Origin of the sequence: Shinella sp. 838, assembly GCF_029623935.1 — a bacterium.
Lineage (GTDB): Bacteria > Pseudomonadota > Alphaproteobacteria > Rhizobiales > Rhizobiaceae > Shinella.
Window position 1 is genome coordinate 1,467,019 of the sequence record NZ_JARSBQ010000001.1, and the last position, 17,342, is coordinate 1,484,360.

The window sequence follows — 17,342 nt, forward strand, 5'->3', positions numbered from 1 at the left end:
GTTCCGGCCCATCTTTGCCTGAATTCTTGCTGAGAAATCAGAGCAGGAAGTCGCGCGCGTCGAGATCCTTCAGCTTGAAGTCGTCGAGGATCAGGATGTCGGTGGCCGAGAGCTTGATATGCACATCGTCGCCGACCTGCGAAGCCTTGCTGAGCACGCTGCTCACCTTGGAGAAATTGTAGGAACGAAGATCGATATCGTCGACATTGTCCTTGAAGTCGGTGATCGTGTCGCGGCCGTAACCCTTCTTGAAGATGAAGTCGTCGTTGCCGGCACCGCCGGTGAGCACATCGTTGCCGGCGCCGCCGATGAGCTTATCGTTACCGGCCATACCGAAGAGCTTGTCGTTGCCGGCATTGCCCTGCAGCGTGTTGTTCGCCTGGTTGCCGCGCAGGACGTCATTGCCGCTGCCGCCCTTGGCGTTCTCGATCAGCGAGCGGGTGTCACCCTTGAAGAGGAGTGCGTTGAAGATGTTGCCACGGGCATAGGCATCGCTTTCGAAGTTCAGCAGGGCAAGCTGGACGTCGCTGAATTTCGAATGCTGGCCGGGGCGAAGATCGACATTGACGCCGGTTTTGTAGGCGGAGAGGTCGTAGGTATCCTTGCCGCCACCGTCCCAGATGGTGGCGAAGATCCGGTTGCCTCCCGCGTCGATGGCGACCTTGCCATTGACCAGCGTATCGCCGCTGCCGGGCTTCCATTTGTAGACCGTGTTGCCCGAATTGGTTGAAAAATCGGCGCCGTACATGCGCTGCAGGGCGGCAATGTCGGCCATCATGTAGGACTGGGCATAGTCGAATTCGCCGTTCCTGTAGCCGTCCGCCGGGCCGCCGATGTTGGAACGATAGGTCATGATGGAATACTCCATCGAATCCTTGTTGCCCGGCAGGGCAGGGAAACCGTCGTCTGTCTCATGGCCGTGCTTCAGGCCGAGCGCATGGCCGATTTCGTGCAGCATCGTGGCCCAGGAGTAGTTGCCGGCGACGGGCGAGCGATAGTCGAACGAGCGGCCGAACCAGAGGTCGCCATCGCCGTTGGTCGTGCCGGGATAGTAGGCCCAGGCCGTATCCGGGTCGTTGGATTCGGCAAAACGCAGGTTGGAACTGGTCGTGCTTCCCTGTGAAATGGAAAGGCCCGTGAACCCCTCGACCGAAAAACCGTTGTTCGCGGCGCTGCCGAAGCTCGTATCGAGTGCGAAACGGGCAGCGGATTGCTGCATGGAGGATATCGAACCGAAGCCGTTGTCTTTTTCACCGGCATAGGTGTAGGCGGACGACGACGTGGGGAACGCATAGGTCACCGAGCCCGACCAGGCCATGCCCGACAGAACGCCGTCAATCATCGATATGCCGGTCTCGCCGATCGTCTTGGTGGTCTTGCCTGTACCTGTCATGTCGCATTCTCCTCGTCTGCTTGGTGTGTGGGGTGCGTGCCTTGGATAGACCGCAATTCAGGTCGATTCTGTGAACACTTGAACCATGCACGCTTCCCGTGGTGAAATGGAAGCCCGTAGAACAGGACGGACAATTGCCGAATGGTATTCGACCGGAGGTTAAAATTGCTATCAAAGATATCTATCGTGGCGACCACCAGCCTTGTCCTTGCAGCGGCCGGTGAGGCGCCGGCCGGCACTGGCGGCATCATGGCAAAGCCCTCCGATCCCGAGAAGGCCGTACAGGCTGAGTATGAAAATCTGAAGTCGAAAGGGACGCGTGACGCGCTGGAATTGTTTATCGCGCGCCATCCGAAGCATCCGCTCGCCGACCGGGCGCGTGAGGAGATCGAGCGGCTCGGAAAGTAGACCCGCTCACGAAGCCGACTAAAAAAGAAGGGCGCCGCGAGGCGCCCTTTGCACATTCGCATGCAGCATCGATGCTACCTCCGGCGCTCTTTCCAGACGTTTCCCTTTCCTAATAAACCATCCCGAATAAAGCCGTGCGCCCGCCCGTCGATAGGAGGAATGCGGTTGACGAACGTCATGGGCCTTGCCAGCATGCCCCTGGATTTCGGACCGGACCAGTTGAATTTGTGGGGGCATACGTTGACTGCGGGTTCCATCGTCGCGACGCTTTTGATCATTTTTGCCGGGCTGCTGGCCGTTCCAGCCGTCAGCCATACCAATGCGGGAACCACCTTCTCCCTGATGGCCTCCTCCATGGCTTTCGTTGCCATGGGTATCGCGCAGTTCATGGCGACCCGCCCGCCTTTCATCGAAAGGCTGTTCGGCGGGCTCGACCGCATCTACCAGTTCCATCGCAAGATCGGCATCGCGGTGCTCTGTCTTATCTTGGTGCACTATTTCGTCGCGCCGGATTTCCAGGGCCTTTCGGTGACCAGCGGCCTCAACCTGCTTGCCAAAACGGCGGGCGAGTGGGCCTTCTACGGCTTCGTCTTCCTGCTCGTCCTCAGCCTGGTGAAGGTGATCCCGAAAACACGTTTCCAGATTCCCTACCAGTACTGGCGCATCACCCACCGTTTCATCGGCCTGCTCTTCGTGCTCGTCGCCTTCCACCAGATGTTCATCAAGCGGCCTTATGATGGCACAGTGCTGCTGGCGGTCTACCTCAACCTCTTTGCCGCGCTCGGTATCGTCAGCTATGCCTATACCCAGCTCCTGCCCTGGCTGCGCACGCGGAAATACGAGGTGGTGAATGTCGAGCGCCATGACGGAGCGACGATCATCTCGGCCAGACCCACAGGCCGCAAGATCCGGGCCATGCCCGGCCAGTTCGGTTTTTTTCGCGTCAACAAGCCGGGCCTGCGCGAGCCGCATCCCTTCACCATCGCCGGCATCGAGGACGACGGATCGGTGCGTTTCGCCATCAAGCCGCTCGGCGACTACACCAAGGCGCTGCGCGAGACGGTGGCCGTCGGCGATGCGCTGACGCTGGAGGGCGGCTACGGCCATTTCAACCACAAGCGCGGCGGCAAGAAACAGATCTGGCTAGCCGGCGGCATCGGCGTCACGCCGTTCCTCGCCATGGCGAGCCGGCTGAAGGGCGACGAGGGGCAGGATATCCACATGGTCTACTGCGTGCGCGACGGGGCCGAGGCGATCGGCCTCGACACGTTTCGGGCGCAGGCGGAAAAGCTCGAGAACTTCAATTTCGTGCTGCACAATTCGGCGACCGACGGCCGCTTCGACGCATCGAAGCTCGTTGCCGGCACGAGCATGGACCCGGCGGAGGCCGATTTGTGGTTCTGCGGCCCGCCGCCCTTGCGGATGGCGATCGAAAAAGGACTGAGGGAACTCGGCAAGGCGCCGCGCCGCGTCGAGTTCGAGCGTTTCGAATTTCGGTAGGGCAGTTTCCAAGGAAACTGCGAAGCGGTTTTTCTTTCGGAATTGTGGTTCAAGGGTTTGCATTTCCAGCCGGTGCGCCGGCTTCATGGAGCGAAAGGAACAAGCCATGCGCATGTTCAGGACATCATTCTTCAGCCCCGGCGCCCGGCTTGCCGCTGCCATCGGCCTTGCCGTGGCGGCGTTCTGTCCCACCGGAGCGCTCGCCATCGACCAGTTCGCGGCCGATGCCTACGGCACCTACAAGGCGAATGCCGAAAATGGTAAGCTGCTGTTCGGCGCAGCCGGCTGCGGCGCCTGCCACGGCTCCGGTGACAACACCGAGCTGCTTTCGGGCGGCATGGAAATGCAGACGGCGATCGGCAAGTTCTTCGCGCCGAACATTTCCGCCCATCCGAACGGTATCGGCGGCTGGTCCAATGCGGACTTCCTGAATGCCGTCATGGTGGGCCTCAAGAAGAGCGGCGACAATCTCTATCCGGTCATGCCCTACACGTCCTATGGCGGCATGAAGCCGGAGGACGTGCTCGACATCAAGGCCTATATCGAGACGCTGCCGCAGTCGGATGCCGCCTCGAAGGAACATGAGATCGCCTTCCCCTTCAGCCGCCAGACGACGATCACGCTCTGGAAGCGTAGCCATTTCACCGTGCCGGCTTACCAGCCGCGCGAGGAAACGCAGATGGAGCGCGGCCGCTACCTGGTCGAGAATGTCGGCGGCTGCGGCGATTGCCATACGCCGCGCACCACGACCTACGGTCTCGATCTGGCCCGCGCCTATGAGGGCGAGAAGGGCCTGACCGGTGCCGTCGCGCCCGATATCACCAAGGCCCGCATGGCCGGCCTTGCCTCGCACGAGGTCTTCACCAAGGGTCTGATCGACGAAGGAAAGAAACTCTCCGGCTCGCCTTTGGCCGATCCGGTCATGCGCCGTATTGCGCAAGGCCTTTCGACGCTGTCGGATGAAGACAAGCAGGCCATGTATGCCTTCCTTGCAGACCGCGAGGTCAAGGTGACACCGGTCGAGACCAGCACCGCGCCGGTCTGCAGCGAAGCGACCGCCGAAACAGCGCTCGCCGCCGGTGGCGGCAGCGCCGAATTCGCTTCGGCGGCCGACGCTTTCATCGGCAAATATTGCCGCAACTGCCATGGCCCGGGCGAAAGCTCGCAGGGTTCCTTCCCTTCGGGTGATCTTGCCTCGATTGCCGCCAATCCGGCCTTCGTGACGCCGGGCGACGCCGCCAAGTCGCTGCTCTACACCAGCGTCACCAGCGGCCGCATGCCGCTCGGCAAGCGCCCCGATGATGCGGAAGTGCAGAGCCTTGCCAACTGGATCAACTCGCTGAACAAGGATGCTATCCCGACAGCAGTGTCCGCGACGAAGACCGAGCGCTCGCGGCCGATGCTGAAATATCTCGATTTCGTCGAACTGGCGCTGCGCGATGTTTCCAAGGTCGATGAACACGACCAGCCGTTCATGCGCTACTTCAGCTATCGCGACCAGTACAACGGGATGATGAGCTGCGAGAGCCATGAAACCTTCCTGAAGCGCATGAAGGTTCTGGCGGGCGGGTTCAAGAAGCTGCTCAACTCGCTCTCTTACGGACCGGAACTGGTACTTCCGGAAGAAGTGGAAGGTTCCGACGGCTTGCTCGTGCGTGTCGACCTGCGCGATCTCGAATGGAGCCAGGAGGACTACGACTTCCTGATCAACGAATACTTCTATGGCGTGGACCCGGCCAGCGACGCCCAGCTGCACTCGCTTGCCAAGGCGACGCAAACGCAGTTGCCGATCATGCGTGTCGACTGGTTCATGAGCAACGGTGCCCGGCCGAAGGTCTATAACCGTCTCATGAAGCTGCCGACGAACATTTCCGAGCTGGAAAAGCGCTTCGGTGTGCCGGTCGACCAGAACATCGAGCGCCGTCGTATCGTCCGCGCCGGCTTTGCTGATGGTTCCTCCGGCGTTTCCGACCACAACCGCATGCTGGAGCGGCACGACATGCCCTTCGGCGGCTACTACTGGAAGTCCTATGACTTTGCCGGCGATGTCGGCAAGCAGGTGCTGAAGCGCTTCCCGGCAGGACCGGAGGGCGTGCGCCTCAAGGCGGGCCTCGAACCCTTCGATCATGACGGCGGCGAAATGATCTTCTCGCTTCCGAACGGCATGCAGGGTTACTATCTGTCGACCGACAAGGGCGACCAGCTCGATATCGGCCCGACGGCGATCGTCTCCTTCCGCAAGCGGCCGATCGGCAAGGGCGTCGAGATCATCAATGCACGCTCCTGCTTCGACTGCCATTTCGACGGCATCCTCTCCAAGCGTGACCAGCTGCGTGAACATATCGAGACGTCGACGCTGTTTTCGAAGGACCAGCAGGACGAACTGCTCGCCGTCTATGTTCCGCAGGAGGAACTGAACGAGGTGTACAAGCGCGACACCGATCGTTTCGTCGCCGCGCTCGATCGCCTCGGCATCACGGAAGCGACGGCCGGCGGCGGCAAGACCAGCCTGAAGGCTCCCGGCGGCGCCGAGATCTTCACCTACTTCGCCGACAAGTACGAGGACGAGCTGAACTTCGAGCAGCTGGCGGCCGAATTCGACATGACGCCGGAAGAGTTCGCCTCCGATATCCGCCGTCTCACCGATGTCAATGCGTTGCGTATCGGCATCGACTGGGTGGCGACACTCGAATCGGGTGCGACGATCCCGCGCGTCGAGGTCGAGGAGCAATACGCCTTCATGCTTCAGCCGCTTCTCCAGCTCGAGCCGCTGAAGCGCGGCGTCAACCCGGAGGGCAATGCCGGCCAGCAGTCCGCCGACAACAGCGGCTACCAGCAGCCGGAGCAGAAACCGGAACAGAAGCAGGAACAGGCCGGCACCGACTACCAGCAGAAGCCGGCCGATCAGGCCACGGGTGGCGACCAGTATGCCAAGCCCGAGGAGAAGGTCTATGTCCCGCCCTACAAGCAGGACGACAAGGCGCAGGAGAGCAAGGTGAAGCTTGCCCTGCATGTGCCGTCGACAAGCGCGAAGGTTGGGGATTACCTTGCCTTTGAACTCAGCACGAACCATGCCTGCGAGCTGCAGGTGATGTATGTGGAAGACACCGGCAATGTGGAGATCATCCCCGACGTGATGATCGGCAGCACCACGCTCAATCCCGGTGAGCGCCGCCTGATCCCGCAGCCGGGCACGGGCAACCTGACCTTCGATTCGCCGTCTCCCGGCGAAACGATGATCGCCTACTGCCGCATCGGCGGCCTTGGCGACCAGAAGCTGACGGCCGAGAAGGCCAAGGAACTGGCCGCAAGCACGAAGCAGCCGCTGACGCGCGGCATTGCCGTCAATCTCGCCAAACAGGCCGAGAAGGACAACGGGGCAAGCGGCGTCCAGATGGTGACCTTCGAGATCAAATGACGTGAGGGGCGGGGGCCTTCGGGCCCCTGCCCATTTCTTACATGAGGACATGAAGGCTGGACCGACAATGCTGATGCGATCCCTTGCAGCGACACTCTTCGTACTGGCCGGAGCGGCGCCTGCCGCCGCGGCCTGTGAGGCCTTTACCGGTGTCGTCGAGGCGCTCAATGCAGGGGACGAGCAGAAGGCACGCGCGCTTGCGGAAACGGCGGGCACGGCCAATTGCAGCGCCAACGAACGGGCGCTCACCGGCCGTATCGCAGCATTGACGACCTTCAACCGCATCGCGACCGCCGTCGGCAGCGGCGGCCGGCTTTCCGATCATCGGCAGGCGCTGGAAGACCTGCAGCGCCAGTATGGCGGTCCCTGGCAGGTGCTGGATGCGCTCGGCGATCTCGCGCGCGAGCGCAAGGACTATGAACAGGCCGCGCGCTTCTACCAGCTTGCCCTGGAGGACGGCTCGAACGAGACGCTGACGCCGGACTGGATGGCGCCGGACGAGCAGTACATCCTGCGCCTCGACAGGCTCGCCAGCGAAATGCGCCTTGCCGCACCGCGGCCCGTGCAGTTGGCCATGCGGGGCGGTTGCAAGGTTTCCTTCCGCGGCGTGAAGATCAAGAAGAAGTCGACGCCCGTGCGCTACGTCTTCGGCACGGCGGATTTCACACCCGAGGGCATCGAGGCCGCAAAGGATCTCTCGGAATGCCTGAAGGCGGTCAAGCCTGGTGCGATCACGCTGATCGGCCATACCGATCCGGTCGGTTCGGCGGAGGCCAACTACAGGCTCTCCGTCGCCCGCGCAGAGACGTTGAAAAGCTATCTCTCCAGCAACGGCTATGCCGGTGCGATCACCGTGGAGGGCAAGGGCGAGGACCAGCCGTTCAAGCCGGATGATGCCAGTGCCTATGATACGGAAACGCTGAACCAGCTGCACCGCCGGGTGGAAGTGGACGTGGAGTGATGAGAGTGCTGCCCCGCCTGCTGGAGCCTGTCTGCCTTGCCTTTGCCTCGAAGAGCGACGGCGCTCCCGTTTGCCGTGTCCGCGCGCTGTTGCGTCGTTCCCTTGCCGGAACCGCGCTGGCGCTTTGCCTTGCCGCCGCTGCGCCGCTTCCGGCCTTTGCCGCGCAGACCCACGCGCTTGTCGTCGGTGCCGATCAGTATCCGAACGATGTCAGCCTCGACGGCGCGGTGCGCGATGCGGAGGACGTCTACCGGGCGATGAGCGCTGCCGGCTTCACAGTCCGGAAGTTTACCGATGCCGAGGCCCGCAAGGACGACATCCGCAAGGCCTGGATCGACATGGTGGCCGAGGCGGCGGCCGGTGACACGATCATCTTCACCTATGCCGGCCACGGCGCGCAGATGCCCGAACTCGTCGCCGGCGACGAGGCCGACGGGCTCGACGAGTTCCTCCAGCTGCCGGGCTTCGACCGCAACCGCTATGCGGAGACCTCGAACGAGATCATCGTCGACAACGAGATGAATGCCTGGTTCGGCGAGGCGGAAGCCAAGGGCGTACATGTGCTCTTCGTGTCCGACAGCTGCTTTTCCGGCGGCATGAGCCGTTCCGTCACCGGCAAGACCCGGTTGGCGCCAGCCGTCACGGTCAAGCTCGCACCGCCCTCGCAGGAGGCGCTCGCCGGCGCCAACCTCAAGGAAATCGATTTCAAGCAGGTAACCGTGCTTGCCGCCTCGCTGGAAAGCCAGCCGACGCCGGAGGTCATCATCGACGGCGAGCCGCGCGGTGCGCTCAGCTGGAGTTTCGCCCGCGCCCTTGAAGGGAGCGCAGACCGCGACGGCGATGGTGTCATTACCCGTATCGAACTGGAAGACTACATCTTCTCTAACGTGAAAAACCGTTCGGAAGCCTTGCAGGTGCCGAACTTCATGCCGCAGGTGGCCCGCTCGGAGAGCGAGGTCGTCGTGCGGCTGACGCGTGGCATTCCCGTCGAGAATGCCACGGTGGCGACGACGGACACCGGCAGCACTGCGGCCGCGCAGAAGACCATCAAGTCGGCCAAGGAGCTCGGCTGGACGGGTAGCATCGCGCTCCAGGTCGATGGCGCGGCCGACAAGCCGAAGAACGCGGATGGCAGTGGCACAGCCTATCGCTGGGATGTGGCGAGCGGCGTCTTCTACACGCCGAACGGCGACGTGGCGGCGGAAAATGTCGGGGCGGACCGTATCCAGGCGGTGGTCGACAAATATGTCCTGCTCGATTTCCTGAAGGCGCTTGCGAGCCAGAATCCCGGCTCCGTCTCGCTGACGCCGGTCAAGGACATCTATGCCGCCGGAAACCGCCTGCGCTTCGATGCTCCGCCCGGCCGCTATCCGAACATGCTGGTCTTCAATCTCGCCAATACGGGCGAGGTGCAGTTCCTCGACATGCAGGCAGCCGGCACCACCAGCTCGCAATTCAAGCTGACGGATGTCGAGGTGGTCAAACCCTTCGGCGCCGATCACCTGATCACGATCTGGACCGGCGAGCCCGTCGATGCGATCGGCGCGGTGCTTGCCGACAAGACCGTGACCGCCGAAACCCTGCTGCAGGCGCTGCTGACGCGGCTCGACGGCAAGGAGGCGAGTGTCGCCATCCAACCCCTCTATACGCGGGAATCGCTCTGATGATCCGTTACGCCGCCGCTCTTCTCCTCTCGCTTTGCCTGGCTGCCACCGCCGAGGCGGCCGACAGGGCGCTTCTGATCGGCATTGGCACCTATGCCACGCTGCCCGAAAAGATGTTCCTCGAGGGGCCGAAGAACGACGTGCCGTTGATCGAGAAGCTGCTCAAGGAAAAACAGGGTTTTGCCCCGGAATCGATCCGTATCCTCCGGGACAAGGATGCGACCAAGGCAGCCATTCTCGCCAGCATCGAGGAATGGCTTGTCGCCGGCACCCAGCCTGGCGACCGCGTCTACTTCTATTTTTCCGGCCACGGCCTTCAGGTTAAGGACCAGAACGGTGACGAGGAGGACGGGCTCGACGAAGCGCTGTCCACTTTCGACATTGCCGCCGGCGATGGGGACTGGACCAACGTCATTCTCGACGACGAGATCGACGCGATGCTCGCCAAACTGAAGGACCGTGCCGTCTCCATCGTCATCGACGCCTGCCATTCGGGCACGATCTCGCGCTCGCTTTCCACCAATGTCGGCGAGGCGCTGGAAAGCGCGCGTTTCCTGCCGCGTCCCTTCGCCAAGCCGGTCGAAGCGGTGAAGACACGCGGCCTGCGCATCGACGTCGCGGTGGTCGACAAGCCCGAAATCGCCAAGCAGAACGGCGTCGAGGCCTGGAGCGCCGCCTCGTCCTACCAGGTGGCCTGGGACGACACGCGCCTGCCGCCGGAAGAACGCCACGGCGTCTTCACGCTTTCCTATGTGAACGGCCACGAGATCGCCGCCGGCGACAGCAACGGCAACGGCATCGTCTCCAATGCCGAGCTGCTGGAATATGTGAAGAAGCAGTCGCAGACCTATTGCACCGCGCAGACCCAGTGCCAGGGCCTCGACCCGCAGCTGGAGGTCAACTACGCGCTGCTTGGCGCCAGCGCCACCACGCCGACCGCCGATGCCACCGCCCAGCAATACCAGCAGCCGCAAACGGGCGGCGACACCCAGCAGCAGACGCCCGATTACGGCAAGGTCGAGGAGGTGAAGGTCGAGAACACCCCGCAGACCGCCTATGTCGCCGCCGATCCGGTGGATGCCGTTGGTGACATCCTCGGCAAGGCCGAGACGGGCGACGTCAAGGTGGTGCTCTCCTCCGACAGCCTGAAGAACGGCGACGTCTTTAAGATCACCGTGACCAGCGGCACGGGCGGGCACCTGATCCTCTACGACGTCGACAGGGACGGCAAGGCGACCCAGATCTTCCCGAACGAATCGGCCCAGAAGATCACGCCGCTGACCGCCAACACCCCGCTCACCATTCCGGACGACTACTATGGCTTCGACTTCGAAGCGGAAGGCCCGAGCGAAAATGTGCTGGTCGCCATCGTCATCGCCGACGACGTCGATCTCACCAGGGTCGCTCCCAGCGACTACGGCCTGACCAAGGAGCTCGACGCCCGCACCACCATCGCCGACATTGCCGGCACGTTGCAGCAGACCTGGACCCGCGATACGGAAAACCGCAGCGTCAACTGGTCGCTCGGGCTGCTGAAATACGCGGTCTATTGAGCGCTCGCTTGCGGGATTGCCGATGGTGGCCGCACGCGCGGCCGCCTCAGAACTCGAAAAGGTCGAAGTGGAAGATGATCGAGCCTTTGAGACGAACCATGAAGTCCGCCTTTCCGTCACCATTGGTGTCGCCCAGCAGCAGCGTTTCCCTGCCGCTCTTTTCGTAACGCAGTTCTCCGGCCTCCTTCGAGAACTTGTCCTGCGCGATGAACTTGAAATCCTGGGTTCCCGGTCTCTTTGTATTGGCGTCCCAGAGGTGCAGGTCGATCCTGTCGCCATCCTTCGCACTGAAATCCGTAATCAGGTCGGCCGTTTTCTTTGTCTTTCCGGTATCGCCCTTGCGGAAAATGAACAGGTCGGCGTCTCCCCCGCCCGTCAGCACATCCGCGCCTTTGCCGCCGGTGATGTAATCGATGGTTTTGCCACCTTTCAGGACGTTGGCCTTGGCGGTGCCGTTCATTTCATTGGCGAACAGCACATCGATCCTGACATAGCTCTCTTTCGTGAACGAACCGCCCCGCCAATCGATCAGCATCCATTCGCTTCCGTAGGCGATATCGGATCGCTCCAGCCAATGCAGGTTCGTATCCAGACGGAAGCCAGCGATCGGCGGCAGCTCGTTGTTCACGTCGAGGATATGCGGCCCGTTCGGTACATAGAGGGTGAACAGACCCGTTTCGTAGAACTTGATGCTGATGCCGGAACCGGTGAAGTCCATCGAGAAAATGCCCCCCGTCGGGTTCTTTTCCCAGCCGCCCGGCGAATCTGACGCGCTTTGCGTCTGGGCCGTCGTGATTTCCTCGCCAAGGCCGACTCGCTTCAGACCCCAGCCGGCATAAGGCATGCCCCAGAGATGCTTCGGATCCGGCGTGTTCACTCCATTGACGCGATAGAACCAGTAATCGATCTGAATAGTCTTGTTATCAAATGACATTTTATGCGCTCGAATGCACGAATCTAGAGCGCAAGGTTAGAAGCCCCATGCTTGCCGGAAACTTAACGGACGCAATTATGGGTAGCCGCTCAAAGGTTGCACAGCCGCATCGTAAGTGGGCCTTTAGAAGGCCTGGCTTCCAAGGGCGATACGCCGAATTTTGTCGGTGTCACTGGGGTCTTGTGGTGAGCGCGCAGGGATTCGAACCCTGGACCTACTGATTAAAAGTCAGTTGCTCTACCGGCTGAGCTACGCGCTCCCTGGCGGTGCGAAGGTGCCCCGCGGAAGTGGGCGGAACATAGGCAGGAGCATTTGCCGGGTCAACCCGGAAAATGCGGCGAAAAACAGCTTTTGCTGCATTTGGTCGCGTTCTCCAAAAGGTGATTGGCAGGAGAGGACTTCGGCGGATACTACGAAGCGCAATTGGAGGGGCGGACATGGCCGGTTTCGCGCCGGCCCGTCTCTCCCCGCCGCTGCGGAGTAGTTCATTGTCGATCGCCGATATTTCCCTGTTGAGCGCGCTTCTTGCCGGAGCCCTCTCGTTCCTGTCGCCCTGCGTCCTGCCGCTCGTCCCGCCCTATCTCTGTTACATGGCGGGCATTTCCGTTGAGCAGTTCAAGGGCGGCGATGCGGTGGCCGTGCGACGCGAGACGCGCGGGGCCGTGCTTCTGGCCGCCTTCTGCTTCACGCTCGGTTTTGCCACGGTGTTCGTGGCACTCGGGGCAGGCGCCTCGACGATCGGCATGGTGCTCCGCCGGCATCTCGACATTCTCGCGCAGATCGGCGGCGTCATCATCATCCTGATGGGCCTGCATTTTCTCGGCCTGCTGCGGATCGGGTTGTTTGCCCGCGAAGCGCGCTTCCAGGGGGGAGGCAAGCCGGCGACGGCGTCCGGCGCCTATATCATGGGCCTGGCCTTCGCCTTCGGCTGGACGCCCTGCATCGGGCCGGTTCTGGGGGCGATCCTCGGCGTTGCCGCGGCGCGCGAAACGGTCGGCGACGGTGCCGTCCTGCTTGCGGTCTATTCGCTCGGGCTTGCGGTGCCGTTCTGGATTGCGGCCGGGTTCTCCGGCGCCTTCATGCGCTTCCTCATGCGCTTCCGCCGTCATCTCGGCACGGTGGAGAAGGTGATGGGCGTTCTGCTTGTCCTCACCGGCCTCGCCTTCATCTTCGGCTATATCAGCGCCGTCGCCATCTGGTTCCAGCAAACGTTTCCCATTCTCTCGCAAATCGGCTAACCGGGGATGTGACCTGAAGCGCGCTGCGATCCTCGCGGAACCGAGTCCCGGCGTGTCGGGCCTTCGATTCTTCGCATATCGTGCGCGCCCAGCGGCATGCATTTGCGCGATATGCCCCAGGCAAGCGGGAGCACGCTTCGGTGTATGGCTGAGATCATCGGACTTGTATTGCCGTTCTTCGGCATGATTCTTCTCGGTTACGTGGTCGCGCGCATCACGCGCCAGCCGGTCGAGGCGCTCGGCTGGCTCAACACTTTCATCATCTACATCGCGCTGCCGGCCCTGTTCTTCAAGCTGGTGGCCAAGACGCCGATCGAACAGCTGACGCGCGTCGACTTCATCCTCGCCAATATCAGCGCGACCTATCTCGTCTTCGGTCTGATCTTCGCCATCGGACTCTGGGTGCGGCGGGCGGCGATAAGCGAGGCGACGATCCAGGGCCTGGCCGCCGCCTATGGCAATATCGGCTATATGGGGCCGGGGCTGGCGCTGCTCGCCTTCGGCGAGCCGGCGGCGGTGCCGGTGGCGCTGGTCTTCTGCTTCGAGAACATGCTGCATTTCATGGTCGCGCCCGCGCTGATGGCGCTTGCCGGCGGGGAGAAGCAGCCGGCGCTCAAGATCGCTGGCGGCGTGGTGCGCAAGATCGTCACCCATCCCTTCATCATCGCGACGGCGGCGGGCTTCGCCGCGGCCTTTGCCGGCTTCGAGCCGCCGGTGCCGCTGCAGCGGCTGATCGACTATCTCGCGCAGGCGGCGGCGCCCTGCGCGCTCTTTGCCATGGGCGTCACGCTGGCGCTTCGGCCCCTCAAGCGGGTGCCGGTGGAGATCGGCTATATCGTGCCGGCAAAGCTGCTGCTGCTGCCGGTGGCCATGTATCTGATGCTCGGGCTTGCCGGTAATTTCGATCCGGTCTGGGTCTTTACCGCCGTGCTGCTCGCGGCCCTGCCGACGGCGACCAATGTTTTCGTCATCGGCCAGCAATACGGGGTGTGGCAGGAACGGGCGTCGGCGACCATCCTCATCACGACGGTGCTGTCCGTCGCGACGGTGACCGTCCTGCTCTACCTCATCAAGTCAGGCCTGCTTCCGGGCGACCCGTTCCCGTAGACCATCGCGAAAGGCTTTCAACGAACCGAGCGGCTCGATGCCTTCGCGCATGACGATGCTGCGCAGGGGACCGAGGGCGGAGAGCAGGTGCAGGCCGGCCGAGCGCAGGAACTGCACGGGCAGGAAATCGGAGAGCAGCGAGCGGTTGAGCAGGTCGACGCTCAGTGTGCGCGAGCGGATGTCCGCCTGCCGCTTGCGGTCGAAGCGTTCGCCAATCCCTGCGTCGTTTGCCGGCGCCGCGCCCTGGATCAGCTCTTTCAGCGCCATGATGTCGCGCAGGCTGAGATTGAGGCCCTGCGCGCCGATCGGCGGGAAGGCATGGGCGGCCTCGCCGAGGAGCACGATGCGGCCCTTGCCGAAGCGCTCGGCCGTCATGCCGGAAAGCGGGAAACTCTGCGCGGAGCCTTCCACCGTGACCTTGCCGAGCATGGATTGCATGCGCGTTTCCACCGCATGGCCGAGTTCTGTCGCGGGTAGGTCCTTGAGGCGCGCGGCTTCCTTCGGCGGCAGCACCCAGACGAGGCTGGAGCGGTTGCCGGGCAGGGGAACCTGCGTGAAAGGGCCGCTCTCGGTGTGGAACTCCGTCGAGACATTGCCGTGCGGGCGCTCGTGCGAAAAGTTGAGCACGAGGGCCGCCTGGGGATAGGACCAGGCCTTGACGGCGATCCCGGCGCTGTCGCGGATCTTTGATTTTCTGCCGTCGGCGCCGGCAACGAGGCCGGCCAGAATACGCTCGCCGTCGTCGAGGGTGAGCTCTACGCCCTGCTCGAAGGCATTGGCGGCCGTCACGCCGCTCTCGATCCGTTCGATCGTGCCTTTTGCCGCGATGCGGGCGTCGAGCACCGCGAGGAAGGGCGCGTTGGGAATGTTGTAGCCGAAGGCCTCGAGCCCGACCTCGCCGGAACGGAAGGCGACGGGCGGTGCGCGCAAGAGCCGCGCGGTGCCGTCGAGGATCTGCATGGTTTCAAGGGCCGCGGCGTGGCGGGCGATCTCCTGCCATAGGCCCAGCGTCCTGAGGAAGGCGATGGACTGGTCCATCAGGGCCGTGGTGCGGCCGTCGTTGGCGCGGGCGGGCGGGGCGATCAGTGCAACGCGTGCGCCCGAATCGGCAAGCGCCAGCGCCGCGAGGCTGCCGGCAAGACCGGCGCCGACGACCGCGATATCGAATTGTCTCATGGCCGACCTCCGAAGCGTCAAGCGTTACCCACAGGTTTGGGGTGCTTCTAGCGGCAGACCCTAGGCCGGCAAAGAGGCAATTTCCATGGGATGAATCGGCGCAGGGTGTGAAGTCGGGTGATCGGTGACCGATTTCTACTGGCGATACAGGGCAATCAATGCATATTACGGACAGTGACACCGCGTAAGAGGGCATGTCGGCGGACCGCCGGCGAAAACCCCAGGGAATGGACTGCGAAGGGCTATGAAGTTTTTCAACTACAAACGCGTACCCTACGCGGAGATTCGTGCCTTTTCCGTTCATATCCTGACGGCATCCGGCTCCTTCCTCGCCTTTCTGGGCGTGGTGGCCGCGGCCGAGCACCGTTTTGTCGACATGTTCTGGTGGCTGGGCCTGGCGCTGCTCGTCGACGGCATCGACGGGCCGATCGCGCGTAAGGTGCGCGTCAAGGAAGTGCTGCCGAACTGGTCCGGCGACACGCTGGACAACGTCATCGACTACGTGACCTACGTGCTCTTGCCGGCCTTTGCGCTCTACCAGAGCGGCATGATCGGCGAGCCATGGTCTTTCGTGGCGGCTGGAGCGATCGTCGTGTCGAGCGCCATCTACTATGCCGATATGGGCATGAAGACGGACGAATATTTCTTCTCCGGCTTTCCAGTCGTCTGGAACATGGTGGTGTTCACGCTTTTCGTCATCCAGGCGAGTGAGCTGACCGCGTCGATCATCGTCTTCGTCTCCGTCTTCCTCACCTTCATGCCGATCAATTTCCTGCATCCGGTGCGCGTCCAGCGGCTGCGGGCGCTGAATCTCGCAGTCTTCTTCCTCTGGGCGCTGCTCAGCGGATATGCGCTGCTCTTGCACTTCGATACGCCGGCCTGGGTGGTCTGGGGCGTGGTGGCGACGGGGATCTATCTCTATGTCGTCGGCGCCGTGCTGCAGGTCTTTCCCAATCTCGGCCGGTAGACATATCAGGGAGATTTTCTGATGACCAAGGCGATCGTCGTCCGCAGCCTCGGCGGGCCGGAAGTACTGAAGCTCGAAGACGTGGCGCTCGACGCGCCGGGACCGGGCGAGGTGCAGATCAAGCAGGCCGCGGTCGGCCTCAACTTCATCGATGTCTATTTCCGCACGGGGCTCTACAAGGCCGAGCCGCCGTTCATTCCCGGCAAGGAAGGGGCGGGCACGATCACAGCGCTCGGCGAGGGCGTCACGGATTTTGCGATCGGCGACCGCGTTGCCTATGCGTCGGCGGACGGCGCCTATGCGGCCGAACGCAACGTCGCGACGAAACATCTCGTAAAGGTGCCGGATGGCATCTCGCTGGAAACGGCGGCGGCCATGATGCTGAAAGGCATGACGGCGCAATACCTGCTGCTCCAGACCTATCAGGTCAGGCCCGGCAGCGTGGTCCTCTTCCATGCCGCCGCTGGCGGCGTCGGGCTCATTGCCGGGCAATGGGCGAAGGCGCTCGGAGCGACGGTCATCGGTACGGCGGGCTCTCAGGCGAAGATCGATCTCGCGCTCGCCAATGGTTACGACCATGTCATCGATTACGGCAAGGAAGACTTCGTCGCGCGGGTGCGCGAACTGACGGGCGGGGCGGGCGTCGACGTCGTCTACGATTCCGTCGGCAAGGATACATTCCCGAAGTCGCTGGACTGCCTGAAGCCGCGTGGCCTCTTCGTCAGCTTCGGCAACTCCTCCGGCCCCGTCGATGCTTTCAACATGGGGTTGCTCGCGCAGAAGGGCTCGCTCTACGCCACGCGCCCGACGCTCTTTGCCTATATCGCCACGCGCGAGGCGCTGGATGCATGTGCAAACTCGCTCTTTGATGTTGTGCAAAGCAACAAAGTGCGTATCAATATTCATCAGACTTATCCGTTGGCCGAGGCGGGACGCGCGCACACGGATCTGGAAGCAAGAAAAACGAGTGGAACGACGTTGCTCATTCCCTGACACGACCCGAACGGGCGGCAGGATGGGTTT

General features: G+C 62.7%; 13 protein-coding genes and 1 tRNA gene. 10 read left to right on the forward strand and 4 right to left on the reverse strand.

Annotated features, from left to right (window positions below; genetic code table 11):
- Positions 1 to 37 precede the first annotated feature (37 nt).
- Complete coding sequence (locus P9A16_RS06910) at positions 38 to 1,393, reverse strand: M10 family metallopeptidase (RefSeq protein WP_023517241.1); 1,356 nt, start codon at positions 1,391 to 1,393, stop codon at positions 38 to 40.
- Between the two features lie 186 nt (positions 1,394 to 1,579).
- Between P9A16_RS06910 and P9A16_RS06915 the strand changes: the two genes are divergently transcribed.
- The 6 genes from P9A16_RS06915 to P9A16_RS06940 all read left to right on the forward strand — a co-directional run bounded on the left by P9A16_RS06915 (position 1,580) and on the right by P9A16_RS06940 (position 10,897).
- On the forward strand, positions 1,580 to 1,801 hold the full coding sequence (locus P9A16_RS06915; protein ID WP_037408405.1) for a hypothetical protein: 222 nt from the start codon (positions 1,580 to 1,582) through the stop codon (positions 1,799 to 1,801).
- 165 nt (positions 1,802 to 1,966) lie between these two features.
- Positions 1,967 to 3,301, forward strand: a complete 1,335-nt coding sequence (locus tag P9A16_RS06920; protein ID WP_024271072.1) for a ferredoxin reductase family protein — start codon at positions 1,967 to 1,969, stop codon at positions 3,299 to 3,301.
- Between the two features lie 106 nt (positions 3,302 to 3,407).
- Complete coding sequence (locus P9A16_RS06925; protein WP_024271071.1) at positions 3,408 to 6,719, forward strand: c-type cytochrome; 3,312 nt, start codon at positions 3,408 to 3,410, stop codon at positions 6,717 to 6,719.
- 67 nt (positions 6,720 to 6,786) lie between these two features.
- The gene (locus P9A16_RS06930) at positions 6,787 to 7,680 is read left to right on the forward strand and encodes an OmpA family protein (protein ID WP_023514239.1); all 894 of its coding nucleotides are present in this window, start codon (positions 6,787 to 6,789) and stop codon (positions 7,678 to 7,680) included.
- Positions 7,680 to 9,344: a caspase family protein gene (locus P9A16_RS06935; RefSeq protein WP_023514238.1), complete on the forward strand. Its 1,665-nt coding sequence runs from the start codon at positions 7,680 to 7,682 to the stop codon at positions 9,342 to 9,344. Before P9A16_RS06930 ends, P9A16_RS06935 begins: the two co-directional genes overlap by 1 nt.
- Positions 9,344 to 10,897, forward strand: a complete 1,554-nt coding sequence (locus P9A16_RS06940; protein WP_023514237.1) for a caspase family protein — start codon at positions 9,344 to 9,346, stop codon at positions 10,895 to 10,897. Before P9A16_RS06935 ends, P9A16_RS06940 begins: the two co-directional genes overlap by 1 nt.
- A gap of 46 nt (positions 10,898 to 10,943) precedes the next feature.
- Here the strand turns inward: P9A16_RS06940 and P9A16_RS06945 are convergent, their stop codons facing one another.
- Both P9A16_RS06945 and P9A16_RS06950 read right to left on the reverse strand, forming a co-directional pair.
- A complete protein-coding gene (locus P9A16_RS06945; RefSeq protein WP_278025587.1) occupies positions 10,944 to 11,741 on the reverse strand; it encodes a M10 family metallopeptidase C-terminal domain-containing protein in 798 nt (265 codons plus the stop codon).
- A gap of 273 nt (positions 11,742 to 12,014) precedes the next feature.
- Positions 12,015 to 12,090 (reverse strand) — tRNA-Lys (locus P9A16_RS06950).
- A 229-nt stretch (positions 12,091 to 12,319) separates the two neighbouring features.
- Here P9A16_RS06950 and P9A16_RS06955 point away from each other — a divergent pair.
- Together P9A16_RS06955 and P9A16_RS06960 are read left to right on the forward strand one after the other, a co-directional pair.
- Positions 12,320 to 13,069: a cytochrome c biogenesis CcdA family protein gene (locus tag P9A16_RS06955; protein WP_037408391.1), complete on the forward strand. Its 750-nt coding sequence runs from the start codon at positions 12,320 to 12,322 to the stop codon at positions 13,067 to 13,069.
- A gap of 144 nt (positions 13,070 to 13,213) precedes the next feature.
- The gene (locus tag P9A16_RS06960; protein ID WP_023513421.1) at positions 13,214 to 14,176 is read left to right on the forward strand and encodes an AEC family transporter; all 963 of its coding nucleotides are present in this window, start codon (positions 13,214 to 13,216) and stop codon (positions 14,174 to 14,176) included.
- Here the strand turns inward: P9A16_RS06960 and P9A16_RS06965 are convergent.
- Positions 14,144 to 15,352, reverse strand: a complete 1,209-nt coding sequence (locus P9A16_RS06965) for a UbiH/UbiF family hydroxylase (protein ID WP_023513422.1) — start codon at positions 15,350 to 15,352, stop codon at positions 14,144 to 14,146. The genes P9A16_RS06960 and P9A16_RS06965 overlap by 33 nt on opposite strands.
- 244 nt (positions 15,353 to 15,596) lie before the next feature.
- Between P9A16_RS06965 and pcsA the strand changes: the two genes are divergently transcribed.
- Positions 15,597 to 16,319, forward strand: coding sequence for a phosphatidylcholine synthase (pcsA, locus tag P9A16_RS06970; RefSeq protein WP_023513423.1), 723 nt, complete (start codon positions 15,597 to 15,599; stop codon positions 16,317 to 16,319).
- Positions 16,320 to 16,340: 21 nt separating this feature from the next.
- Entirely contained in the window at positions 16,341 to 17,312 is a 972-nt protein-coding gene (locus P9A16_RS06975; protein ID WP_023513424.1) for a quinone oxidoreductase family protein, read from the forward strand.
- Positions 17,313 to 17,342 lie beyond the last annotated feature (30 nt).